Source organism: Streptomyces sp. NPDC111606 (assembly GCF_055656945.1).
In genome coordinates this window covers 61,887-85,670 of sequence record NZ_JBVKBY010000016.1, presented here as the reverse complement: position 1 = coordinate 85,670, position 23,784 = coordinate 61,887, and the positions used below count along the sequence as shown (strand labels likewise).

General features: G+C 70.0%; 22 protein-coding genes and 2 pseudogenes. 8 read left to right on the top strand and 16 right to left on the bottom strand.

The window, feature by feature from the left end; all coding sequences use genetic code 11:
* Positions 1–6: 6 nt before the first annotated feature.
* From ACZ7M7_RS40725 to ACZ7M7_RS40715, 3 genes are all read right to left on the bottom strand, one after another.
* Positions 7–1,581 (bottom strand): SDR family oxidoreductase, encoded by a 1,575-nt coding sequence (locus ACZ7M7_RS40725; RefSeq protein WP_472126050.1) that lies wholly within the window; start codon positions 1,579–1,581, stop codon positions 7–9.
* A 219-nt stretch (positions 1,582–1,800) separates the two neighbouring features.
* Positions 1,801–2,694, bottom strand: coding sequence for an SDR family oxidoreductase (locus tag ACZ7M7_RS40720; protein ID WP_472126048.1), 894 nt, complete (start codon positions 2,692–2,694; stop codon positions 1,801–1,803).
* A 77-nt stretch (positions 2,695–2,771) separates the two neighbouring features.
* Complete coding sequence (locus tag ACZ7M7_RS40715; protein WP_472126045.1) at positions 2,772–4,886, bottom strand: MMPL family transporter; 2,115 nt, start codon at positions 4,884–4,886, stop codon at positions 2,772–2,774.
* A gap of 73 nt (positions 4,887–4,959) precedes the next feature.
* Here ACZ7M7_RS40715 and ACZ7M7_RS40710 point away from each other — a divergent pair, with 73 nt between their 5' ends.
* Both ACZ7M7_RS40710 and ACZ7M7_RS40705 read left to right on the top strand, forming a co-directional pair.
* On the top strand, positions 4,960–5,469 hold the full coding sequence (locus tag ACZ7M7_RS40710) for a MarR family winged helix-turn-helix transcriptional regulator (protein WP_383611731.1): 510 nt from the start codon (positions 4,960–4,962) through the stop codon (positions 5,467–5,469).
* Positions 5,470–5,528: 59 nt separating this feature from the next.
* Positions 5,529–6,104 carry a DUF4383 domain-containing protein gene (locus ACZ7M7_RS40705; RefSeq protein ID WP_472126042.1) on the top strand — a complete coding sequence of 192 codons (576 nt, stop codon included), beginning with the start codon at positions 5,529–5,531 and terminating at the stop codon, positions 6,102–6,104.
* Between the two features lie 84 nt (positions 6,105–6,188).
* Here the strand turns inward: ACZ7M7_RS40705 and ACZ7M7_RS40700 are convergent, their stop codons facing one another.
* Positions 6,189–6,863 carry a hypothetical protein gene (locus ACZ7M7_RS40700; RefSeq protein ID WP_472126039.1) on the bottom strand — a complete coding sequence of 225 codons (675 nt, stop codon included), beginning with the start codon at positions 6,861–6,863 and terminating at the stop codon, positions 6,189–6,191.
* Positions 6,864–7,238: 375 nt separating this feature from the next.
* Between ACZ7M7_RS40700 and ACZ7M7_RS40695 the strand changes: the two genes are divergently transcribed.
* Positions 7,239–8,807 (top strand): Re/Si-specific NAD(P)(+) transhydrogenase subunit alpha, encoded by a 1,569-nt coding sequence (locus ACZ7M7_RS40695; RefSeq protein ID WP_472126036.1) that lies wholly within the window; start codon positions 7,239–7,241, stop codon positions 8,805–8,807.
* Between the two features lie 6 nt (positions 8,808–8,813).
* Entirely contained in the window at positions 8,814–10,268 is a 1,455-nt protein-coding gene (pntB, locus tag ACZ7M7_RS40690; protein WP_472126033.1) for a Re/Si-specific NAD(P)(+) transhydrogenase subunit beta, read from the top strand.
* A gap of 237 nt (positions 10,269–10,505) precedes the next feature.
* Here pntB and ACZ7M7_RS40685 read toward each other — a convergent pair whose 3' ends face one another.
* The 5 genes from ACZ7M7_RS40685 to ACZ7M7_RS40665 all read right to left on the bottom strand — a co-directional run bounded on the left by ACZ7M7_RS40685 (position 10,506) and on the right by ACZ7M7_RS40665 (position 13,788).
* A complete protein-coding gene (locus tag ACZ7M7_RS40685) occupies positions 10,506–11,150 on the bottom strand; it encodes a DUF1345 domain-containing protein (RefSeq protein WP_472126030.1) in 645 nt (214 codons plus the stop codon).
* 48 nt (positions 11,151–11,198) lie between these two features.
* The gene (locus ACZ7M7_RS40680; RefSeq protein WP_472126026.1) at positions 11,199–11,480 is read right to left on the bottom strand and encodes a hypothetical protein; all 282 of its coding nucleotides are present in this window, start codon (positions 11,478–11,480) and stop codon (positions 11,199–11,201) included.
* Positions 11,477–11,890, bottom strand: a complete 414-nt coding sequence (locus tag ACZ7M7_RS40675; RefSeq protein WP_472126023.1) for a hypothetical protein — start codon at positions 11,888–11,890, stop codon at positions 11,477–11,479. The genes ACZ7M7_RS40680 and ACZ7M7_RS40675 overlap by 4 nt, the downstream gene beginning before the upstream one ends.
* A gap of 54 nt (positions 11,891–11,944) precedes the next feature.
* Entirely contained in the window at positions 11,945–13,498 is a 1,554-nt protein-coding gene (locus ACZ7M7_RS40670) for a GMC family oxidoreductase (RefSeq protein WP_472126020.1), read from the bottom strand.
* 98 nt (positions 13,499–13,596) lie between these two features.
* Complete coding sequence (locus ACZ7M7_RS40665; protein ID WP_472126099.1) at positions 13,597–13,788, bottom strand: hypothetical protein; 192 nt, start codon at positions 13,786–13,788, stop codon at positions 13,597–13,599.
* Here ACZ7M7_RS40665 and ACZ7M7_RS40660 point away from each other — a divergent pair.
* From ACZ7M7_RS40660 to ACZ7M7_RS40650, 3 genes and pseudogenes are all read left to right on the top strand, one after another.
* Positions 13,756–13,969 (top strand): annotated as a pseudogene (locus ACZ7M7_RS40660) (NADP-specific glutamate dehydrogenase); the annotation flags it as partial. The gene ACZ7M7_RS40665 and the pseudogene ACZ7M7_RS40660 sit on opposite strands and share 33 nt — an antisense overlap.
* Positions 13,970–14,035: 66 nt before the next feature.
* Positions 14,036–14,935 (top strand): MBL fold metallo-hydrolase, encoded by a 900-nt coding sequence (locus tag ACZ7M7_RS40655; protein WP_472126092.1) that lies wholly within the window; start codon positions 14,036–14,038, stop codon positions 14,933–14,935.
* A 104-nt stretch (positions 14,936–15,039) separates the two neighbouring features.
* Positions 15,040–15,399, top strand: a pseudogene (locus ACZ7M7_RS40650) (transposase); the annotation flags it as partial.
* Between the two features lie 26 nt (positions 15,400–15,425).
* On the opposite strand, the gene ACZ7M7_RS40645 reads toward ACZ7M7_RS40650, so the two are convergent.
* The 4 genes from ACZ7M7_RS40645 to ACZ7M7_RS40630 all read right to left on the bottom strand — a co-directional run bounded on the left by ACZ7M7_RS40645 (position 15,426) and on the right by ACZ7M7_RS40630 (position 19,550).
* Positions 15,426–15,785 (bottom strand): DUF6463 family protein, encoded by a 360-nt coding sequence (locus tag ACZ7M7_RS40645; RefSeq protein WP_472126017.1) that lies wholly within the window; start codon positions 15,783–15,785, stop codon positions 15,426–15,428.
* Between the two features lie 727 nt (positions 15,786–16,512).
* Positions 16,513–17,607, bottom strand: a complete 1,095-nt coding sequence (locus ACZ7M7_RS40640; RefSeq protein ID WP_383611704.1) for a DUF475 domain-containing protein — start codon at positions 17,605–17,607, stop codon at positions 16,513–16,515.
* A gap of 181 nt (positions 17,608–17,788) precedes the next feature.
* Entirely contained in the window at positions 17,789–17,986 is a 198-nt protein-coding gene (locus tag ACZ7M7_RS40635) for a hypothetical protein (protein ID WP_472126014.1), read from the bottom strand.
* 241 nt (positions 17,987–18,227) lie between these two features.
* Positions 18,228–19,550 (bottom strand): amidohydrolase, encoded by a 1,323-nt coding sequence (locus ACZ7M7_RS40630; RefSeq protein ID WP_472126011.1) that lies wholly within the window; start codon positions 19,548–19,550, stop codon positions 18,228–18,230.
* A gap of 244 nt (positions 19,551–19,794) precedes the next feature.
* Here ACZ7M7_RS40630 and ACZ7M7_RS40625 point away from each other — a divergent pair, with 244 nt between their 5' ends.
* Positions 19,795–19,971 (top strand): thiazolylpeptide-type bacteriocin, encoded by a 177-nt coding sequence (locus ACZ7M7_RS40625; RefSeq protein WP_053760578.1) that lies wholly within the window; start codon positions 19,795–19,797, stop codon positions 19,969–19,971.
* A 98-nt stretch (positions 19,972–20,069) separates the two neighbouring features.
* Here the strand turns inward: ACZ7M7_RS40625 and ACZ7M7_RS40620 are convergent, their stop codons facing one another.
* Genes ACZ7M7_RS40620 through ACZ7M7_RS40610 form a run of 3 tightly spaced genes read right to left on the bottom strand, consistent with a single transcriptional unit; the run spans position 20,070 to position 23,763 of the window.
* Positions 20,070–22,031, bottom strand: coding sequence for a TOMM precursor leader peptide-binding protein (locus ACZ7M7_RS40620; RefSeq protein WP_472126008.1), 1,962 nt, complete (start codon positions 22,029–22,031; stop codon positions 20,070–20,072).
* Complete coding sequence (locus ACZ7M7_RS40615; protein WP_472126006.1) at positions 22,028–22,783, bottom strand: ABC transporter permease; 756 nt, start codon at positions 22,781–22,783, stop codon at positions 22,028–22,030. Before ACZ7M7_RS40615 ends, ACZ7M7_RS40620 begins: the two co-directional genes overlap by 4 nt.
* The gene (locus ACZ7M7_RS40610) at positions 22,780–23,763 is read right to left on the bottom strand and encodes an ABC transporter ATP-binding protein (RefSeq protein WP_472126003.1); all 984 of its coding nucleotides are present in this window, start codon (positions 23,761–23,763) and stop codon (positions 22,780–22,782) included. The genes ACZ7M7_RS40615 and ACZ7M7_RS40610 overlap by 4 nt, the downstream gene beginning before the upstream one ends.
* Positions 23,764–23,784: the final 21 nt, after the last annotated feature.

Genomic DNA, 23,784 nt, shown 5'->3' with positions numbered 1-23,784 from the left:
CGAATGTCACTGCCCGCTTCTTCCGTCGCGGCGCGCAGTACGGATGCGGTCCGGGTGAGAGGTTGCCCGCCGTGCGCTCATGCCCTTCGCTGCGGCTCGGGTGATGTTGCGGGCCATACCCCCGAAGACGATCGCGTGGAACGGCGACACGGACCACCAGTAGGCGTGGCCAAGCAGCCCGCGGGGGTGGAACAAGGCGCGCTGCCGGTAGCGGGTGCGGCCCTCCTCGTCCGTCGCCGCGTACATCTCCAGCCATGCCAGGCCCGGGAGCCGCATCTCCGCCCGCAGCCGCAGCAGCCGGCCCGGCTCGATCTCCTCGACCCGCCAGAAGTCCAGGGAGTCGCCCACCCGCAGGCGTTCGGCGTCGCGTCGTCCGCGGCGCAGGCCGACCCCGCCGACGAACCGGTCCAGCCAGCCCCGGACCGCCCAGGCCAGGGGGAAGGAGTACCAGCCGTTGTCGCCGCCGATGCCCTCGATCACCTTCCACAGTGATTCCCCGGACGCGTCGAGAGTGAGTTGCCTTTCGTCCAGGTAGAGGCTGCCGCCTGCCCAGTCCGGGTCGGTGGGCAGCGGGTCGCTGGGCGCCCCGGGTACGGCGGCGGACGACCAGCGCGTGACGACTTGCGCCTCCCGCACCCTGCGCAGGGCCAGCGCAAGCGCCTCGTCGAAGGGCAGTGGCCGGCCGGGAAGGTCGGGCACGTACCGGTCGATGTCGTGCTCGTTGCATACGACTTCATGACGCAGCGACTCCGTCAGGGGCCTGGCGATCGAGGCGGGCACCGGCGTGACCAGGCCGACCCAGTGACTGGACAGCCGCGGGGTGAGCACCGGCACCGGCACGATGAGTCGCCGTCGCAGCCCTGCGACGACGGCGTAGCGGCGCATCATCTCGCGGTACGTCAGGACGTCCGGCCCACCGATGTCGAAGGCCCGGTCGACGTCGTCCGGCATGGATGCCGAAGCGACCAGGTACCGCAGCACGTCCCGTACGCCGATCGGCTGAGTGCGGGTGTGAACCCAGCTGGGAGTGACCATGAGCGGAAGCCGCTCGGTCAGATAGCGCAGCATCTCGAACGACGCCGAGCCCGAGCCGATGACGACGGCCGCCCGCAGCACGGTGGCGGGCACAGGAGCGTCGAGGAAGATACGTCCCACCTCGGCCCGCGAGCGCAGATGCGGGGAGAGAGACCGTTCGGGAACGTCCTTCGGGGTGAGCCCGCCCAAGTACACGATCCGCCGGACCCCCAGGGCGTGCGCTTGCTCGGCGAAGTTGCGGGCCGCTGTGCGGTCGGTGTCCTCGAAACCACGACCGGACCCGAGAGCGTGCACCAGGTAGTACGCGACGTCGATCCCGCGCATGGCGGAGGCTACGGAACCCTGGTCCGTGACGTCGCCCTGAACCGTCTCGACGTCCGCGGCCCAGGGATGGTCGCGAAGCTTGCCGGGGGATCGGGCCAGACACCTGACTCGGTGGCCGGCCCGCAGCAGTTCAGGGACCAAACGCCCGCCGATGTACCCGGAGGCCCCGGTGACCAGGCAGTTCAGCGGCTTCACGGTCGGCTGTCCGGATGTCTCCACCATCGACTCCTCCTCGACCCGGCCCCGGCGCGGCGGCACTAAAGCGCCACAACCAAGCTTCGGCGCCGCGGTGTTGTCCGCTGCCCGTCTTGTCCGCCACACCCATCGCCACCTTCATGCGCCTCCTGCGAACGGGACGGACGCCGGCCCGATCCGCCGGCCTCACATGACCACTTCGCACGCGGCGCCGTCGACGGATGCACGACGCTGCCGACCGGGCGTTCAACCGGGCGAAGCATCGGCACTCGCCGCTTGGTCGGCGTGCCCTCCGGCACCGAGCAGCCCCGTGGCCGTGAACGGCTCATGGGCGGCCAGGCGCGGCAGTTCACGTCGCGACAGCCTCGTGACAACCGGCGGCATCGCCGCCCGCACCAGCTGGGTACAGCGCAGCCAACCGGGCACGTAGACCGACGGTCGGCGGCGCTCGACCGCGGTGACCAGCCGTCCGGCCACGTACGCAACCGGATACACCTTGCGTGCCGGCGGCGGCATGTGGCCGCGCAACTCCCGCAGCACCGCGTGCGCGTCGGCGTCGCGGACCATGTCCGTGTCCGTCCAGTTGATGTAGGCGATTCCCACGCCCACGTGCTGGTGGGCGACTTCCGCCTGCAGCGCGTGGGCGAACGACTCGACTCCTGCCTTCGACGCGCAGTAGGCGCTCATCATGGGCGAGGCCCCGATGGATGCGAGTGAGGCGACTTGGAGAAGGTAGCCCCGTGTCTTCAGCAGGTCCGCCAGGAAGGTCCGCGCTGTGACGGCACTGCCGATGAGGTTCACCTCGACCACCCGACGCCAGGTCGAGAGATCTGCCTCGGCGAATGGACCGCCCTCGGCAACCCCCGCGTTGGCGACCACCACTGAGGTGGGTCCGAAACGCGCACGGATCTCGCCAGCGGCGCGAGCCATCCCGTGCTCGTCGGTGACATCGACCTCCCAGCACTCGGACACGCCCGGAAGTGCGTCCCTCACCTGGGCGAGGGTCCGCTCCTCACGGCCGAGCAGCGCCACCCTCGCGCCCCGGCGGCTCAGCTCCTGGGCCATCGCTTCCCCGAGGCCGCGCGCGGCGCCGGTCACGACGGCGGTCCGACCATGCAGCGGGCTCTGAGGGACCGGCATGGAACGACTCCTCTCCGCGGCGGCGCCGACCCGGCCCACGCTAGACGCGGGCCGGGGTGTCAGCACGCCGGCCGCACCTACGCAGGGTGCCTCGCCAGGGCCTCGTCAGGTCCGGGGCCGTGTCGGGCCAGGTCGCTGGGCCACCACGCCCGGCGCCCGATGTCGATCACCAGGGCGGGTACCAGCAGTGAGCGGACCACGAGGGTGTCCAGGAGAACACCGAAGGCGACGATGAATGCGATCTGGACCAGGAACGCCAGGGGAATCACCATCAGGGCCGCGAAGGTCGCGGCGAGCACCGCACCCGCGGAGGTGATCACTCCGCCGGTCGTGGTCAGCCCGCGCAGCACTCCCTGCCGACTGCCGTGCACGAGCGCCTCCTCCCGCACCCGGGACATCAGGAAGATGTTGTAGTCGACGCCGAGCGCCACCAGAAAGACGAAGCCGTACAACGGAACCGACGCGTCCGTGCCGCTGAACCCGAGGAGATGCTCGAAGACGAGCGCCGACACCCCCAGCGTCGCCAGGAAGTTGAGCGCGACGGTCGCGACCAGCAGGACGGGTACGAGCAGGGAGCGCAACAGCAGCATCAGGATCAGCAGGATGATGGCGAGCACGACCGGCACGATGACCGTCCGGTCCCGGGCTGAAGTCTGCTGTGTGTCGTACTGCTGCGCCGTGTATCCGCCGACCAGCGCGCCGGCCCCGGAGACCGCGTGCACGTTCTCGCGCAGCCGCTCGACCGTCGCCTTCGCCGTGTCGCTGTCCGCGGCGGCCTCCAGCGTGGCGTCGATCCGCACACGCCCGTCGACGACGAGGGTTTCGCCTGCCCCCGGCCGTCCGGATGCGGAAACCGCGCCGGCCGCCGCCACGCCCTCGGTGTCCTCGGCGGCAGCCGTCACCTCGGCGGTGCGGTTGGCGTCGGTGATGATCACAGCGGGGTTGCCGGACCCGCCGGGGAAGTGCTCGCCGAGCTCCTCCTGAGCGGCGACCGAGGGCGCGTCGTTCACGAAGATCTCGTCAAGAGGTACGCCCTTGGCGGACAGGGAAGGCGAGAAGGCCGCGAAGACGGCCAGCACAAGCGCGGTCATCAGCCACACCCGACGCGGCCGGCCGTCCACCGTTGCGGCAACCCTGCGCCACACACCGCTGCCCTGCGCGGACTGGGCCGTCGGCTTCGGCCGCGACGGCCAGTACGCGGTACGGCCCAGCAGCGCCAGCACCGCCGGCAGGAACGTGAGCGTGGAGAGAACGGCGCACACGATGCCGATGGCACCGACCGGCCCGAGGGCCCGGTTGTTCGTCAGGTCACTGGCCAGAAGCGCCAGCAGACCGAGCGCCACCGTGGCGGCGCTGGCCGTGATCGCACCGAATGAGCGGCGCACCGCGGCCATCGCGGCCGCGGCCCGGTCTCCGTGCACGGCGAGTTCCTCGCGGAAGCGCGCGGCCAGCAACAGGGCGTAGTCGGTGGCGGCGCCGATCACCAGGATCGACAGGATGCCCTGGACCTGCCCGTCGACCCGGACGACGTCCCGTTCGGCCAGCGCGTAGACCACGGCACAGGCAAGTCCCAGCGCGAAGACGGAGCCGAGGATGATCAGGAACGGCAGCAGAACGCTTCGGTAGACGAGCAGCAGGATCAGCAGTACGGCGCCGAGGGCCACACCCAGCAGCAGCCCGTCGATGCCCGCGAACGCGTCCGACAGATCGGCCTGGCTGGCAGCCGGACCGGCGATCTGCGCCGCCGCACCCGGGACACCCTGCGCTGCCTCGCGCACCGCATCGAGGGCCAAGGGCAGATCCGCGCCCAGGTCGGGTTCCAGCTGGACGACGGCCTGGATCGCCCGGCGGTCGTCGGAGAGGAGAGCGGGCGACGGGCGGCCCACGACACCGGGCTCTCCGGCGAGCGCGCCCATGGCTCGGGTGGCGGCGGTCTGCTGCGCCGCGGTGATGCGGTCGCCGTCCGCGGTCCAGACGACGATCGCCGGCAGGGTCTCGGACTGATCGAACGCCTCTCGGGCCTTGAGCACCTTGGTGGACTCGGCACTCTGCGGCAGGAACGCGGCCTGGTCGTTGGTGGCCACCTCGCCCAGCTTGCCCGCGTAGGGGCCGAGCGTGCCGCCGATGCCCAGCCAGACGAGCAACAGAACGAGGGGTATGAGCCACCGGGCCCAGCGCGGTGCGGCTGTCATCAGCATCCCAAGCAATAGTCGAATAAGTCAGCGATTAAGTATCTCAATCATTGAGTGATCTTATACTGCATGCATGAGCGGTCCCGGCATGCCCTCCCCACCCCTTCCGGCGGACGACCCGACAGGGTTGCAGTCCTTCGCCGTCCTGCTGCGCCGGATGAACGGCGAGTTCAACCGCATCGCGCAGGAGTTCGCCCAGTCCCAGGGGCTGCACCTGACCGACGTGCAGGCGCTGATCGCCGTCCTGGACGCGGACCCCGACGACGGCCCTATGACGCCCGGCCGACTGCGCCAGCAGCTCAACCTGACGTCCGGCGCCGTCACGGCCTGCATCGACCGATTGGAAAGAGCCGGCCACATCCAGCGGGTCCGGGCCGTCGACGACCGCCGCGTGGTCCATCTGCACTACGCGGAGGCGGCCAAAGGCCTGGCCAGGGACTACTTCCGCCCATTGGCCCACAGCACCGAGACCGCGCGAGGCCGCTTCACCGCCGCCGAACTGACGGTCGTCGTCCGGTTCCTGGCCGAGATGAACCGTGAACTCGTCCTCGTGCGTCAGGGCCCGGACACCCGACCGCCATAGCCACCCGTCGCGGACCCGGGAACCGCATCCGTACCTGCCGTAACTCGCGAAACGGGGGCATGAAGCTACGAGATGAACTCCCGGTCGATCATCACCTGGCGACCGTCTACCGCTACGGTGCCGGTCTCTGCGGGCTCATCCTGCTGGCCTTCGGCGCCCTCGGCTTCGCCGACGCCTTGAGCCCCCTCGACACGGCGGGCGACACGATCGCGGGCATGTCCACCAACGTCGCCCTCAGCGTCCTCTCCACCGTCGTGGGTCTCGCCCTGCTCGCCGGAGCGGCGATCGGCGGCAACTTCGCCTCCACGCTCAACATGGCGGTGGGCTCACTCTTCGTCCTGAGCGGCTTTGCCCACATCTTCGTGCTGGACCGCGCCGCAAACATCCTCGACTTCGGCATGACCAACGTGATCTTCAGTTTCGTCATGGGCCTGGTCATCGCGACCTTCGGCATGTACGGCCGCGTCTCCAGCAAGCTCTCGCACGACAATCCCTACTGGCAGCGCAGGCACCCGGAGCAAGCGGCACGGGAACGGGCTGCGGCCACCACGCTGCCCGGAACGGCGCGCGCCATGCATGCGCTGCACGGGGCCAAGACAGGCGGTGACGCCCGGGGCGAACACTCGCGCAGGTGACCTGGCCTCGCCCGAGGACCATCCGCAGCCGGGCTCACAGCCGCCAAGGATCCACACGTTGCTGCGACCAGGGCCCCGGCCGCCTCAATCCGCAGACCGTCGTGCTTCGTCACTGGGGAAGCGCGGCTCATAGCTGCGGGATACCTCGTGCACCTTGCGCAGGCCGAGGAACCCGAGGACGACCGCGGACACGATGGCCGTGGCGGAGGCGACCAGGGTCCGCAGGACGTCCCCGGCGCCGGCTGCCTCGCATACCACCGCGGCCAGAACGGCGGTGACGAAGGAGTTGATGAGGCCGACGACAACAGGGGAGCCGGACAGCCAGTGCGTCACCCCGATCCGGCGGCGGAAGCTGTAGGTCGTCCAGATCCCTGGCGGGTCGTCGTGGTGGCTCGCGATGAGGTACGGCTCGAGCTCCGGTGCGAGCTCGACGTACGCGTGCCGCAGCCGGTTCATGCCGATGATCAGCCAGGTGTCCTCGATGTCCGCCTCGATCAGCCGGAAGTACGTCCCGAACCCGACGAGCAGGACGACCGGCAGCACCAGCAACGCGAACGTCGTGAACTCGGACCCGAACCCGGCCGCGTTGGCCACCAGCGAGAGCGCCACCACCGCGGCCGACAGCACCGTCAGATACGTCCCGGTGCGGCTGAAGATCTCCTGCCACGTCATGCTACGAGTTGCCAGCAGACCCCAGTGCTCGGTCGCCAGGAACTGCGCATGCGGCGTCCCGGCATCAACACCCTTGAGTTCTCTCATCCCCCGAGTGTGACCTCAGTCCTCGACGAGTTTGGAAGGCCCGCCGGTGGTGTCGGCGTTCGCCTTCGAGGTGAGCGATGGCCTTGGTGACGGCATGCCGAGTGAGCCCGGCGGCGTCTTGTCCGACGGTGGTGCGGCACGGCGCCGTTCACCCACGGCACAGGCGCCGCCCGCCGCTTCGGCACGAGGTCGAGGTGGGCATGGTCACCAATCCCGTCGCACCGGGGGATCAACCTCGGTTTCCCGACGAGCGGCTGTGTGCACAACCTTCGACAGGATCGCACGCGAAAGATCCGGGCACCGAAGGATGGACAAGCACGAGGCTCGGAACGGACAGGCCCGACGCCAGGGCGTCAACGACGAGAGAGGAAGACGATGGCCCCACCGGAACGGGAACCGGAACTGGAAGCCCAACGGGTCGGGATACCGGCCGAGTGCACTGCGGGGGAGACCAGGGTGGCGGCGACGCCGGCCACCGTGTCCCGACTCGTCGCGCTGGGATACCACGTGGTCGTCGAACCGGGAGCGGGAGAGTTGTCCCGCTTCTCGGATGCGGCCTACGAGGAGGCGGGCGCCCGTCTCGGCGACCCCTGGTCGGCCGAGATCGTGCTGAAGGTCAACGGCCCCTCGAGCGAGGAGATCGGCCGACTGTGTGACGGAGCGACCCTGATCGCGCTCATCGGACCCGCCCTCCACCCGGAACTGGTGGAGGAGTTGGCCCGCCGGCCGATCACCGTGCTCGCCATGGACGCCGTCCCGCGCATCTCGCGCGCTCAGTCCTTGGACGTCCTCAGCTCGATGGCGAACATCGCCGGATACCGGGCCGTCGTCGAGGCCGCACACGCCTTCGGCCGCTTCTTCACCGGCCAGGTGACCGCCGCCGGCAAGGTGCCGCCGGCCAAGGTGCTGGTGGCCGGCGCCGGAGTGGCCGGGCTCGCGGCCATCGGCGCGGCGCGCAGCCTCGGCGCCGTGGTCCGCGCCACCGACCCCCGGCCCGAGGTCGCCGAGCAGGTGCGCTCGCTGGGCGGGGAGTTCCTGGCCGTCCGGTCCGAACAGGAGGCCGGTGGCGACGGCTACGCCAAGGCCACCTCGGACGACTACAACCGGCTCGCCGCACAGCTGTACGCCGAGCAGGCCGCCGACGTCGACGTCGTCATCACCACCGCGCTCATCCCGGGCAGGCCGGCCCCGAAGCTGATCACCGCCGCGGATGTCGCCCGGATGAAGCCCGGCAGCGTGATCGTCGACATGGCAGCGGCACAGGGCGGCAACGTCGAGGGAACGGTCGCCGGGAAAGCGGTCGTCACCGACAACGACGTGACGATCATCGGCTACACCGATCTGCCCGGCAGGCTTCCGGCCCAGGCGTCGCAGTTGTACGGCACCAACGTCGCCAACCTGATGAAACTCCTGACCCCTGGCAAGGACGGCCGGCTCGTCCTCGACTTCGACGACGTGGTGCAGCGCTCGATGACCGTGGTCCGCGACGGCGAGAAGACCTGGCCGCCGCCGCCCGTGCAGGTGTCCGCAGCGCCCACAACAACGGCGCAGGGCCCGGAACCGGCCGCAGGCCCCGACGCCGCGGCGAAGCCCACCCGCTCCGCCCGGTCGGGGTACGTCCTCGTCGGTGCCGGAGCGCTCGCGCTCTTCCTGGTGACCGCATTCTCGCCGCCCCAACTCATCGGCAACTTCACGGTGTTCGTCCTGGCGATCGTCATCGGCTTCTACGTCATCGGCCATGTGCACCACGCACTGCACACCCCGCTGATGTCGGTCACCAACGCGATCTCCGGGATCGTCGTGGTCGGCGCCCTGCTGCAGATCGGGCACGGAAACACCGTGGTCTCCGTGCTCTCCTTCGCCGCGATCCTGCTGGCGAGCATCAACGTCTTCGGCGGATTCGCCGTCACCCGCCGCATGCTCGGCATGTTCTCGAAAGGCTGATCACGGATGACCACCGCCACGGCCGCAGAGGCCGCATACGTCGTCGCCGCGCTGCTGTTCATCCTCAGCCTCGCCGGACTCTCCCAGCACCGGACCTCCCGCTCGGGAGTCGTCTGGGGCATCGCGGGCATGGTGATCGCCCTGGCCGCCACCATCGGTCTCGCCTCGCGGAGCATCACCGCCACCGGTCTCGTGCTGATCGCCGTTGCCACGGCCGTCGGCGGAGGCATCGGACTGTGGCGTGCCCGGGTCGTCGAGATGACCGGCATGCCGGAACTGATCGCCATCATGCACAGCCTCGTCGGTCTCGCCGCCGCGTTCGTCGGCTGGAACGGCTACCTCGACGTCGATGCCGGGGGCCACACCGGGCAGGAGATCACCGGCTCGCTGCTGCGCATCCACCACGCCGAGGTGTTCATCGGGGTGTTCATCGGCGCCGTCACGTTCACCGGTTCCGTCGTCGCCTACCTGAAGCTGTCGGCGCGGATCAAGTCCCGCCCGCTCATGCTTCGGGGCAGACATGCCCTCAACCTGGGCGCGCTCGCCGCGTTCGCCGTGCTCACCGTGGCGTTCGTCGCGCGCCCCCACATGGGACTGCTCATCGCGGTCACCGTGGTGGCGCTGGCCCTCGGCGCACATCTGGTCGCCTCCATCGGCGGCGGCGACATGCCGGTGGTCGTCTCGATGCTCAACAGCTACTCCGGCTGGGCCGCGGCCGCCTCCGGCTTCCTCCTCGCCAACAACCTGCTGATCGTCACCGGTGCGCTGGTCGGCTCCTCCGGCGCCTACCTGTCGTACATCATGTGCAAGGCGATGAACCGCTCCTTCCTCTCGGTGATCGCGGGCGGCTTCGGGGGCGACGCTGTGGTGGCGAGCGACGGTGGCGAGGACGGGGAGCACCAGGAGATCAGCGCGGAAGAAACCGCCGAACTCCTGCAGGACGCTTCCTCGGTGATCATCACCCCGGGATACGGGATGGCGGTCGCCCAAGCCCAGTACCCCGTCGCGGAGTTGGCGCGCAAGCTGCGCGAGCGCGGCGTCGACGTACGCTTCGCCATCCACCCCGTCGCCGGCCGACTGCCCGGTCACATGAACGTGCTGCTCGCCGAGGCCAACGTCCCGTACGACATCGTGCTGGAAATGGACGAGATCAACGACGACTTCGCCGCCACCTCGGTCGTCCTGGTCATCGGCGCCAACGACACCGTCAACCCGGCCGCCGCCGAGGACCCGGCCAGTCCCATTGCCGGGATGCCGGTCCTGCACGTGTGGCAGGCGGCCCAGGTCGTGGTCTTCAAACGCTCCATGGCGCCCGGGTACGCGGGCGTGCAGAATCCGCTGTTCTTCCGAGAGAACAGCCAGATGCTGTTCGGCGACGCCAAGCAGCGGGTCGAGGACATCCTGCGCAGCCTGGACGCCACCGCCACGCCGGTTCCGGCGATGGTCGGGACGAACCGCTGAAGAGCATCAGCTACGCCGCCGGGCTCAGCGGATCGTAAGGGACTGGTTTCTGTGCTGACTTGACGGCATTGGTTTGGGAGCGGGGGAGTTGGAGCCGTATTGATCGGTTCTTCTCCTCCGCTCCGACGGCTTGAGGCACGTCAAATTCCGAGTGGCACTGCTTCCTGACTGACTGGCACAAGAGGGGCAGGGTGTTTCTGGGACGTCACCAAGCGGGACTACAATCGTCCGTCCCGGTCAGCCGGTGTCGAGGGCGCCCACCAGGCTGGCCACCGTCACCGTGTTGAAGACGAACGCGATGGCCGAATTGGCCGCCACCGTTCGTCGCATCTCGCGGGAGATCACCGAGACATCCGTCGTGCCGAACGTCGTCATGACCGACAGGGCGAAATAGATGTAATCGGCCCAGGCGGCGGACTGGCCGCCGGGGAACTCCAGGCCCCGTTCGTTCTCCAGCAGATTGTCGGCCTGGAAGGTGACCGCGAAGGACACGCACACGCAGATCCAGGCGGTGACGACGAGGGTGAGCGCCGCCGCCACCCGGGGTTCGACGGGAAACTGCGAGCCGATGTGCCCGGGGCGCCACACGACGGCCACCACGAGCGCGGCCGCCGCGATGCAGAGCGACACCCCGGGCCCGGGCGCGGTCCCCAGCACGTAGCGCTGCATCACCGTGCCCCGGGCGCTGCGCTCCGCCCAGCTGCGGATCCGTTCCTCGGAAGCGGTCGAGAACGCGGGCAGCGTGACAACGAGATAGGTGAAGAGATAGGCGAGCAGCACCAGCACGCCCGCATCCACCACCGAGAACGGCGCCGTGCCGTCGTCGAACACGAGCACGAGGCCGAACAACGCTGCCACGCAGACCGCGACGAGGCTGCTCACTCCCGCTCGACGGCGTTCGGAGAGCCAGGAATGCACCGACAGGCTCCTCTAGATTGCGGTCATGGTCATGGTTTCTCCCTTTTCGGGCGAGCCGAAGCTTAGCGGCCGGGTGTCGGTTTTCAGCCGCGCAGCACGGAGGCGAAGATCCTCGGCAGCGCGGACCAGCGGGGCGCGGCGGCGAAGTCGGCGAGCAGCCGTCCGGTGTTCGCCGCGGTGCGGTTGGTGACGATCCACCCCGATGCCGCTCTGCACGTCGTCGAGCGTGTGGCCCGGGAAGGCGCCCCAGGTGGCGGTCGCGGTGAGATAGCCGACGCCGGTCCACGCGTTCAACGCGACCGTGCCGTAGCGGAGTTCGGCGATCGCCTCGTCGAGAGCCGGGCCCAGAACGGCCCGGCGGCCATCGTGCCGCGATGCGCGATCAGGTTCAGACCGGGCGTGCCGGTGAACTGCTCGTTCGCGATGCGGACCGCCTCGTCCAGGAACTGCCGTATGTCACCGGGGAGTTCGAGGGCAGCGAGGACCGGGGCGAAGTACTCGGAGGCCGGCGCCGGGCCGGGGGCGGCCGGGTCGAGGTTTTCGAGCAGTACCCGGCCGCCGCTGATGCGTTCCGCTCCGGCGTACGACGCGAGGGCCGCGCTGACGCGGTCGTCGCTGCCCGCCGCGTGCGCCTTGCTCCAGCAGCTCGCGCCGTCGGCGCAGCCCGCAGGCGGCCCAGGCGGTCTCGCCGCGGACCAGGTCACCGACGGCCCGGTCGAGCGCTCACCTCCGGTCGGTCGCGGGCAGGGACGTCGCCATCACGCGGCTCCCTTGACGAGGTCGGCCGCCTTCTCCGCGGCCATGATCGTGGGCGCGTTGGTGTTCCCGCGCGGCACCGCCGGGAACACGGACGCGTCGACGATCCGCAGGCCCTCGACGTCGTACACACGCAGTTCGGGGTCGACCACCGACCCGATGGCACAGGTCGAGGTCGGGTGGTACAGGGTCTGCCCGGACCGCTGTGCCCAGGCCAGGAGCGCCGCGTCGGAGTCCGTGGCCGGCACGTCGAACGGCCCGGTCACGAGGTCGGCCACCGCCCGCTGCTCGGCGATCTCCAGGGCGATCCGGATGCCGGCGACGAGCGCGTCCCTGTCCTCGGCCGTCGTCAGGTAGTTGTGCACGATCCGGGGCGCCACGTCCGGGCGCGGTGAACGCAGGGCCACCGCGCCGCGGCTGGTCGGGGCGAGCACACACGGACCGAAGGAGAACCCGTGCTCGGCGACCGGGCCGAGCCCCTCCTGGTGGAACAGCACCGGCGCGGCGTGGAACTGCAGGTCGGGGGCGACGAGTTCGTCCCGGCTGCGGAAGAAGCCCCCGGCCTCGCCGATGTTCGAGGTCAGCGGGCCGCGTCCCTGGCTCTGCAACAGCGCGGCGTTGTCCGCACTGGCCGCGCCGATCAACGACTCGGCGTCGGTGCGGAAGTTCAGCAGCGCCATGTAGTGGTCCTGGAGGCCCTGCCCGACCGGCAGATCGCGTACGACGGCGATGCCGAACGCGGACAGGGCGGCGGCCGGGCCGATCCCGGACAGCATCAGCAGCTTCGGTGTCTCGTAGGCGCCCGCGGAAAGGATCACCTCGCGCTCGGCGCGCACCACCTCGACCGTGCCGCCCCGCTCCACCTCCACGCCCGTCGCCCGGCCGCCCTCCACCACCACGCGGTGAGCTCGGGCCGAGGAGAGCACGGTGAGGTTGGGGCGTTCGAGGGCCGGGTGCAGATAGGCCACCGCCGCGCTGCAGCGCAGTCCGTTGCGCTGGGTGAGCTGATAGCGCCCGACACCGAACTGCGTCTCGCCGTTGAAATCGTCGTTCGCCTTGTGCCCGGCCTGCTCGGCGGCCCGCACGAACGCCGACGAGAGCGGATGCGAGGACCTGCCCTCGCTGACCGTCAACGGGCCGCCCGTGCCGTGAAATTCGTCCGCGCCGCGCTCGTTGTCCTCGGCGCGCCGGAAGTACGGCAGCACATCGGCGTACGACCAGCCGGTCGCCCCGGCCGCGGCCCAGCCGTCGTAGTCGGTCCGGTTGCCCCGTACGTAGATCATGGCGTTGATCGAGCTGGAGCCGCCGAACACCTTGCCCCGGGGCAGGTACGCCCGCCGCCCGCCGATCCCGGGTTCCGGGTCGGAGTCGAGGTCCCAGTCGACGTCGGACTTGAACAACTGCGGGAAGGCGGCCGGGACATGGATCTCCTGTGCGGCGTCGGGGCCGCCCGCCTCGATCAACGCCACCCGCGCCCCGGGGTCCTCCGACAGCCGTGCCGCGAGCACACAGCCCGCGGATCCGGCACCGACGATGACGTAGTCGTACATGCTCATCTCATCCCCTTTGATGGGAAAGGCAGCTCGGAAAAGCAGTGCGGGAAAACACTCTTGGGAAGAACACTTGCGAAGGGGAAGTCACTTCTCGGGCGTGATTACCGAGGTGCCGGACCGAGAGCGCGCGTGAGGAAGTCGAGCTGGCCGGCCAGCGCGCGCCGCTGCCACGGGCCCTGGTGGACGTCGAAGTGGCCGACGGGGTACTCGCCGCAGGTGCGCCCACCGCCCGGCCTTCCTGCCAGTACGACGCGCAGCGCCGGGCGGTGCGACCAGGTCCTCGGTGCCGACATGGAAGCGAGGCCGTGCAGGTGTTCCGGGAGGCCGGGGTCCTCTTCGGCCCAGGCAAGGCGGCCAACGCGGGCGGCGTGGCCACCTCGGCGCTGGAGATGCAGCCCCGACGACTATGTCCGCGGCGTCAACGTGGCCGGGTTCCTCAGGGTGGCGAAGGCCATGATGGAGCAGGGCGTCATTTGCGCAGGACGCTGCGGCAGGTGGCGTACGACCGGATGCCGAATCGAAGGGTGTGAAGACACGGACATGCCAGCCACGGGATACACAGCGGTCGAGTACGGCGGCGTCAGCGTGCTCGTCGGCCCGCGACAGGGCGCCTATCCGTACGGCAACTCACTCCTCGTTCGCGGCACCACCGCATCGCTGGTCGTGGACCCGTCGCTGTCGCTGGTCGAGGCCGCGCCGCCGGCTGACGTGGTCCTCGTCAGCCACGCGCACGAGGACCACATCGCCGGTCTCGGCAGCTACGACGTACCCGTCCACATCCATCGCGGCGACCTCGAAGCGCTGCGCTCCCGCGCGACGCTGGTCGCCGGGTACGGCCTTCCGCCCGGTGACGTGGACGAGGTCGACCGGACGATGCGCGACCAGTTCCACGTCCAGGGACGTGCCGACGCGAAGGCATTCGACGACGGCACGGTGTTCGATCTGGGTGGGCGCACGGTGACGGTCGTACACCTCCCCGGCCACACCGAAGGCCACAGCGGCTTCCTGATCGAGCCGGACGGCTTCCTGTTCATCGCCGACATCGACCTGACGTCGTTCGGCCCGTACTACGGCGACGTCGGCAGCGACCTCCCCGACTACGAGGCCTCCATGCGCCGTTGCCGTGACATCGACGCGCGCTGGTACGGCACCTCCCACCAGAAGGGCGTGATCGAGGGCCCCGCGGAGTTCCGCCACCGGCTCGACGTCTTCGCCGCTGTCGTGGAGAAGCGCGAAGCGGCGCTCCTGGACTTCCTCAGCGAGCCACGCACGATCGAGGAAATCGTCGAACACCGCCTTGTCTACCGACCCCACGTCGAAGGTCCACACGTGCGGCCGGTCGAGCGCAGAACGGCCGTACAGCACCTGGACCGACTCATGAGCCTAGGGCGGGTCGAGGACGTGGAGCAGGGCCGATTCCGTGCGAGACATTGGGGCTGACCGTGACCGCAGACGGCGCATGGTCAAAGAGTTCGTCGTCTCGCGGGACTTGATCTTCCGGTGGCGCCGTCGTTCCCTGGAGCACCGAGCTGAGGTGCTGGTGGACGAGCCGCGTCCACCTCGCGGCCGATGGCCGCTGCCGGCCTCTGGCGTTCGTGCTCACCGCAGGCCAGGCCGGCGACGCACCTGCCTTCACCGACGTCATGGCCCGCCTGCGCGTTCCCCGCCGGCGAGGGCGGCCCCGCACCAGGCCGGACCTGCTTCTGGCCGACAAGGCATACTCCTCCCGCGCGATCCGCGAACACCTGCGCAAGCGCGGCAATCCCGCAGTGATCCCCGTCCCCGCCGACCAGCGGAGCCACCGGCTACGTCGCGGCAGCCGGGGCGGCAGGCCACCGGCCTTCGACCGCGAGACCTACCATCTACCTGGCCGGACTCCACGTCGCAGGCATCTTCCTCTGGTCTGCACGATGACCTTAAACACAACGGCTCAGCCGCGCAGCGACCTGCGGAGCAGGAGGCCGCCGATCCCCACCAGGGTAGGGAAGCCGCTCTTTGGCATGACTGCGGTGCCCGTCACGCCGACGGCGGTCAGAACGACGCCCGCGGCGCGCTGGGCCGGGATGTCCTTGTGCTCCTCCGCGGACCGGAGCAGTCGGCCGCCCATCCACAGGGCGGGCGCAGCGGCCATGAACCAGAAGGCGGCGGCGCGATCGCCCCGGTCGGGCACGGAGTCAAGAAGGTTTCCGCGAACCATGTCGGCGAACACATCGCGGTAGATCACGGCGCCGATGGCCCCGTGACCGATGCCGACAACCTGGAGCCAGTGTCCTGCTGAATGTCGCTTCATGGCCTCATCGTAGGGGCCGGCCCGGGCGTCCCCGGGGGCCGGGCCTGCAGGCTCGTGTCAGCAGGAAGCCTGACCACACCCCGCCGTACGCGCCTACCGCCGCACCGCATCGGCCTCGCTCCTGTCGGCCGACAAGGCGGAGGCCGAGAGCCCGGAACTGGAAGGGGTCGAAGGAAGCGGCTGGCTACCGCGCGCGGGTGCGCAACAACTACACGGGCGGCGTCCTTCACGGCCGATGAGTCCATCTCGGACACCACTGACCGGAGTAACCACCTTCCTGTTCCCTGGCAACCGGAACTACGACTTCTGTGTCACCGCGGTCAACGGCTCGGCGGAGTCGGGCAGGTCGAACGGCGTGGCCCTCCAGAAGCCGCCCCCGACGGACCGGTCGAGCCACCGTCGACAGGCAGGCCTCCCACACCAGGAATGTCCCCGTCGGCGGGCAAGTCGCCCTCGTCGGTGGGGAAGGACGCGGCAGGACTGAGCCCGACCTCTACAACCTCCTACGCCTACGCGCTCAGCCGGCCCCGAACGTCATGGACGGCATACCGGCGGGCCGAGGAACCACTGGCGTGGCTCCGGGTGCGGTTGGCTGGGGCCGGGCGCACCCCAAGCCGTCCTCCGCGATGCTCGGGAGATGAAGGACAGCCCCACCGGACCCACCGGACCCACCGGCGCCAGGATCAAGCGATCTTTGACCGCCTTCGACCACTGAGAACGTCCGGGCTCATTCAGCCGGCCTGCGGTTGCGCTGGACCGAGGAGAAGAAGGACCAGGCGATCAGGACGACGCCGACGAGGCCCGTGATGACCTCGTGGATCTCGTACCGGATGGTGACGAGCAGGATCACGGCGAGGGCGCCGATCGCGTAGTGCGCGCCGTGCTCCAGGTAGACGTAGTCGTCGAGGGTGCCCTGGCGGACCAGGTACACGGTCAGCGACCGCACGTACATCGCGCCGATGCCGAGGCCGAGCGACATCAGGACGATGTCGTTGGTGATCGCGAAGGCGGCGATGACGCCGTCGAAGGAGAAAGACGCGTCCAGGACCTCCAGGTAGAGGAACATGAAGAACGCGGCCTTTCCGGCCATCACGACCGCCGGGACCTTCTTGCCGCTTCTCCTGGCCGCTTCCTCGGCCTCGTGCTCGCGCTCCTCCTCTTCCTCGAGCTTGTTCTCGAAGTAGCCGGAGAGACCGCCGACGATCAGGTAGGTGATCAAGCCCGCGATGCCGGCGATCAGGACGGTCTCCGCCTTGTCCGCGTGGATGCCGCCGTGCTGGTGGGCGTTGGTGGCGAAGGTCATCGCGGAGACGAGCAGCACGATGAGCGCGATGCAGACGGACAGCATGTCGATCTTGCCGAGCTTGGCGAGCGGGCGCTCCAGCCAGCCGAGCCACTTGATGTCCCGGTCCTCGAAGATGAAGTCGAGGAAGATCATCAGCAGGAACATGCCACCGAAGGCGGCGATCGACGGGTGCGCGTCGGTCACCAACTGCTGGTACTTGTCCTTGTCGTCGAGCGCGAGCCGTACCGCTTCGATCGGGCCGATCTTGGCGCTGATGGCGACGATCACGACCGGGAAGACCAGGCGCATGCCGAAGACCGCGATCAGGATGCCGATGGTGAGGAAGATCTTCTGCCAGAAGGCATTCATCTTCTTCAGGATCCCGGCGTTGACCACGGCGTTGTCGAAGGACACCGAGATCTCGAGGATGGACAGGATCGCCACGATCCCGAAGCCGGTCCACCCCCCGTAGAACACCGCCGCGACCAGGCCGAGCGCGGTGACCGCGAACGACCAGCCGAACGTTTTCAGAATCACTGGCTACCCAATCGTCTTGTACGGGGCTCCCCGCGCCGTACCTGGCTTTGCGAAACACTGACCTAGGCAAGTGGGATCATCCTACGTAGAAGGGTTGCTCAACTGCCGTCGCTGCCCCAGGAGTTGGGTCGTAGCCCGGCGTTGCGGAGGTTGTGTTCGACGGACCGAGGGAGGCGTGTCCTCAGGAACCGCAGTCCTGGCCGGCGTCGCATTGCCAGCCGGAGAAGCCGCCCTCACGGGGGTTGTCGATGTCGTGGTCGAACTCGAGGAATCCCCAGGCCACCCAGGCGATGAAGGCGATGCAGAGGGCGAGTCCGGTCCAGAGGGCCAGCTTCTTCAGGAGGGCTCCGCGACCCGCGTCGTCCTCGCGGGTTGCCACGCCCGCTTCCGTCGTTCCGCCCGCAGCTGGACACCGTGGCGCGGTGCTCGCTGGGGATGCCCCACTCGTCCCGCTTCTGGACCTCGAAACGTGGTACTTGATCTCGTCGCCCTCCTTCTCCTCGAGGAGACGGTACTGCTGCGGCCCGACCGCGTGCCGGAGTCGGTGATGTCCATGCCTTCGGTCAGCGCCTCCCGTTGAGGGTTCTCGGCGCACGCAGCTTCAGGCCCGGCAAGGACCTTCACACCGCCGCGGGCGGTGGCGTCCTTCCGTGTGCACCCAGCGCCGTCATCGCCGTCAGCGCCGCCACAGTCATCGCCGTGGTCGCCGACGGCAGGGCAAGCGGCAGGTGCGGGGCGAACTCGGGGGAGTGGTTGGACGGGAGGGCCGCGAAGCGCTCCGCCGTGCCGCCCGCGCCCGCCGTCGCGGCCCACTGCCGCGGGCCCACCACACCGACCATCCAGTAGCCGAGCGGCACCCCCGGACACCCGTGGATCTCCCGCCCGGCATCGCCGTACAGGCCGAAGTCCTCCGTCGCCATCGACGGCGGCCACGCGGCCACCCGCTCGGCGCCCAGCGCCTCTCGGTGGGCGTCCCGGATCGCCGCGGTGAGCTGCTCGTCCGGCAGGGTCACCGGTGAGCGGGACACCATGGTGATCTCCGGTTCGCGCGGACAGCCGGACGCGGTGGCCTCGGCCCGTACGATCCGCTCGACCGCCGCCACGGCGCGATCCAGCGCAGCCGGGGTGAGAGCCCGCACGGTGATGCCGAGCGCCGCGCTCTCCGGTACGACGTTGCTGTGCGTGCCGGCGTGGAGCGAACCGACCGTGAGCGTCATCTGCTCGGCCGGCGCGCTCTCGCGGGCGACGATGCCCTGCAAGCGCATCACGACCGCCGCGGCGGTCAGGACCGGGTCCACCGTCAGTTGCGGCGCCCCCGCGTGACCGCCACGCCCGTGCAGGATGACGTCGAGGCCGACGCTGCCCGCCAGCACCGGCTGCCCGTGCCCGTGGGCCACCATTCCGCCCAGCAGCGGTGCCGTGTGCTGCGCGAGGACGGCGTCGGGGCGGCCGAAGCGGTCGTAGAGACCGTCCGCCAGCATCGATCGCGCGCCCGTCAGGGTCTCCTCAGCCGGCTGGCCCACGACCACCACCGAGCCCCGCCAATGCGCACGCGCACGCGCCAGCAGCGTCGCCGTGCCGAGCGCCGCGGCGATGTGCAGGTCATGCCCGCAGGCGTGCATGTGGGGGCCGTCAGCAGCGTACGGCAGCCCGGTGCGTTCCCGGACCGGGAGTGCGTCGAGTTCGGCGCGCAGGTACACCCGCGGGCCCTCGCCGTTCGTGAGGGCGCCGACCACACCGTGTCCGCCGATGCCGCGCGTCACGGTGTACCCCTCCGCCTCGAGCGCGTCCGCGAGACAGTCCGCCGTCCGGGTTTCCGCGCCGGACAGTTCCGGGTGCTGGTGCAGGTCCATCGCGAAGGCGACGAGGGGGCGCAGCACGGTGTCCAACTGCCCCAGGACGGGCGCGTGTCGGCCGGTGGTGACTGGTGCGGTGGAGCTCATGCGGGCATGATCCGGCGGACCGGCAGCCAACCGCCGTCACATCGCTGGCAGGACAGTGGCAGATCACTGACAGGTCACTGACAGATCGCTGTCACTTCGCTGACCGATTCCCGGCGCGGTACTGGCGCGGACCGTCAGCGCTCTGTCAGTGCTTCGCAGCTGGTCGCGTCAGTGGTGCCCGGTCCAATGAGGGGGCCCAACACCCCGGGAGGAGCCCGGTGGTGTGACCACGTCAGGAGTGATCATGGCTGACAAGTCGACCCTCGCCGCCCTCGCCGACGAGATCCTGGAGCTCGAGTCGGAGACCTTCGAGATCTCGGACTACTCGGACGCCAGCGAGGTCGTGCTCGCCGGTTCCACCAGCTGCTCCTCCACCTCGACCTGCTCCTCCACCACCAGCACCACCTCCTGCAGCGCCTGATCCCTGATCCCACGGATTCGGCACACGGCGGACGGCCGGGTGCAGCTCGTCACTCCTTGAGGAGCGGCGAGCGGCGCCCGGCCGTCGGCGTGTTGCCTCTACGGAAAGGGATGCGGCACCCGCCGGATCTCCCGCTCCGCGAGATCGGCCTTCCGCAGTCCGGCCCGGCGCGCGGCAGTTCGCAGGCGCGGCATCCGCAGGGCCCGCTGGCGCGACCAGCCGAAGTCGATGGGCAGCAGACCGGGCGCCAGGACGCAGACAGTGCGCAGGCCGATGCGTTCCTGCTCAGGAGTGGTCTGGTCGACCACGACGACATCGAGGCCGGCTCGCACCAACTCGTCGCGGCACAGCGCCACATCGTCCAGCAGATCGCCGGTGCGAGGCCGCGCGTCCGACTCCCAGGACGCGTACACCTCGGCCATCGGACGGACCGCCGTGGGCTCGTGGTACGGCGTCACGTGGGTCGCCGTCTCGGGCAGCCCGTAGAGCTGGGCGTGGTCCTTGAGGTGCAGCACCTTCGTGAAGTCGGCCGCCATGGCCTCCAGTTCGGTGCGCCGTTCGCGTACCTGGCCCGGCAGGTGCGGAATGTAAGTCAGTACCTCCGAGAGGGCACCCTCCAAGGCCGATGCCGGGTCGAGGGAAGCGCCGGCGCCGAAGGAGTGGATGCCGGGGCCGCCGTCCCGGCGGACCGCCAGGCCCGTCACCACGGGTACGGCGAGGTCGATCCGGTTGTCGAAGGCGTGCACGTCGTAGCCCTGCAGAGCGGCGCGGTCGATCATCGCGCGGACGATGGGGTCGGTGACCGTGTCCAGGTCGATCTCCGTGAGCCGGATGCCGCCGTACCAGGCGAGGAGGAAGGCGTCCCGCTCGATCAGTTCGAGCAGCCCGCCGAGCACCGCCTCCTCCAGACAGCTGCCGATCGCACAGCCGTTGGAGCACTCGAAGACGAAGTTGTCCGCCGCGAGCCCCGCGCTGTAGTGGACGAGCCGGGCCGGCACCAGGAGCGGACGTTCGTCTCGCAGGGAGTACCCCCAGACCCACGGGATCGGCCGGTCCGGGTCGAAGGGGTCCACGAGCGGATCGTCGCGGTAGGTCTCGGGCGCGTAGGAGCCGCAGTCGGCCGGGTCGAGCGCGTCCTCACCGAGGCTGTTGTACGACGCCGTCAGCAGCCGTGTGCCGCGCCGCCGGTGTGTTCCCGCGTACCGTTCCAGGCCCTCCAGGAAGGCCAGGTTCCGGCTCGCGGAGAAGCCGTTGGCCTGCCCGCTCCAGGTCACGTCGGTCAGACCGGCGTACCCGCGCATGAACACACTGCCCGCGACGGGGGCCGTGGTGGGCGAGGTGATGTTGAGCCAGGTGCCCGCGCCGAGCAGGCCGGTGACCGGGTTGGCGAGCGCCGCCGGCGCGAGTCGGTAGGAGGACGCCGGTCGCAGCCGGTAGCTGTCCTCGGCCGGCTTCGGCCTGCTGACCAGGGCGAGTTCGGCCGACTCCCGGGTGTCCGAGCCGCCGGTGCCGCAGTGCGGGCACAGCGGGTCGGCGTACAGCGGGAAGGTCCGTACGCCCAGCGTCGCGAGGTCGAGGCAGGACACCTGCGGCAGGGCACGTTCGGATGCCGTCTCGCCGGGCGGATCCGGGTCTCCGGGGATGACCGCCTCGTACAGCGCGCGCACGGCGGTGGTGACGAAGTCCGGCAGTTCCGGCCAGGCAGGGGCGAAGCTCCATGGCGAGCCCGTCTCCAGCGCGTCCCGTTCGGTGCGTGAGCGCAGCCGCTGCCAGCGCATCGCGAGGCAGGTGCCGCACGCCCGCGCGTCCGCGTCGCCGCCCCAGGGGCCCACCAGCACCTGCCGGGACGTCAGATGCACCCGTGCGCCGGGCCGCACGTCGGCATACGGGTCGTCCCGCACGGCGCGTGTTCCGAGGGGCACCACCTCGGGCCCGGGGCCGTGCGGCCGTGACGTCCATGTTCGATGGATCGAGGCCGGTGAGCCGTCCCGCTCCTCCAGCGCCGACCGCAGCCGCAGCCGTGCCTGCTCCAGCGGCAGGCCCTCCAGCACGGGTGTCATGCGCGGTTGCTCCAGCGGAAGGTCTTGAGCCCGATCGCCGCGAAGACCACGGTGAAGCCCACGAGCGCGGCGCACCCGATCCCGATGTCGCCGAGGCTGCCGTTGCCGGTGAGCGCGGCGGAGACGGCGTCGTTGAAGTAGCGCAGCGGCAGCACCCGGGAGATCGTCTGCAGCCACGACGGCATCAGGTCCAGGGGGAAGAACGAGCCGGACAGGAAGGCCATCGGCACCATCATGAAGTTGGCGATCGCGGCCACCGCCTCCGGCGTGTCGGCGTACGAGCCGATGATCACGCCGATCGACAGGAACGCCGTGATGCCGAGCACCAGCACGGGCAGCGCCAGCGGCCAGCGGGCGTCGAGTTCCAGGCCGAAGCCCGGCAGCATCGCCACCGCGATGAACAGCACCGCCTGGACCCCTCCCACGGCGAGGGCCAGCACGTACCGCGAGGCCAGGACCGTCGGAAGGCTCGTCGGGGTCATCCGGATCAGCCGCAGCAGATCGTCGCGCCGCCACTGCATCAGCGTGAACGCGATGCCGAACACCGCCGCGTTGGCCACGCCCCACGACATGACGCCGGGCGCGATGTAGGAGATGTACGGCCTGCCGGTCTCCTCCACCTCCTGGCCGCTGAAGATCAGCCCGAACACCAGGAGGAACACCAGCGGGAAGGCGAAGGTGAAAAAGAGTGTGGCCGTGTCGCGGACCTGGGCCCGGTAGCCGGACGCCGTAAGTGCGCCGTATGCGCTCATGCCTGATGCTCCGTGTTCTGCGCGTGCGGGATGTCGCCGGTGTTCGCGTTCGACGTGAGCTGGAGGTAGACGTCCTCCAGGGTGGCGGTCCGGGTCTGTACGCCGTCGAGGCCGCCGAGGGCGTCCAGCGCCGACATGACCTTCCCGGACACCTTCGTCTCCAGGACGAGGCTGCCGCCGCGAACTTCCGCGCGGTCGACGCCGGGGACCGCCTCGGCCTCCGCCACCGTCATCCGCTCGGGCGGCAGCAGCAGTGAGATCGGTGCGCCCGCCGCGCCGACGAGTCCGCGCGGGGAGTCCAGTGCCGCGATCCGGCCCTCGACGAGGATCGCCACCCGGTCGCAGAGTGCTTCGGCCTCGTCCAGGTGATGCGTCGTGTACACGATCGTCCGGCCGGCTTCCTTCAGTCCGCGCAGCACCTCCCACAGATCGCGTCGGGCCTGCGGATCGAGGGCGGCGGTGGGCTCGTCGAGGAAGATCAGCTCCGGGTCGTGGACGAGCGCGGAGGCGATGGCGAGCCGTTGCCGCTGGCCGCCGGAGAGGTTCTCCACGCGGGTGGCCCGCTGGTCCACCAGGCCGACGGCGGCCAGCGTGCGCTCGACGGCCGCCGTGTCCGCGCGGTACAGGGCGGCCACGGTTGCCAGGTGCTCGTACGCCGTCTGCCGTACGAAGAAGGCGGACGACTGGGTCTGCACACCGAGCCGGGGCAGCAGCGCGACATTGCGGGGCCAGGGTGCGCCGCCCAGCACGTCGACCGTGCCGGCGTCGGCCTGGCGAAGGCCCTCCATGATCTCCACCAGCGTGGTCTTGCCGGCGCCGTTGGGCCCGAGCAGGCCGAAGAACTCTCCGCGGTCGATGCGCAGCGACACCCCGTCCAGCGCCTGGCGGCTGCCGTAGCGCTTGCTCACCCCCTCGACGTGGATCGCGGTGTCCGCCGCGCGGTTGCCGGGGTCCGCCGGCACGGTTTCGGTCTCCGTCATGAACAGCTCCTCGGAACAGGT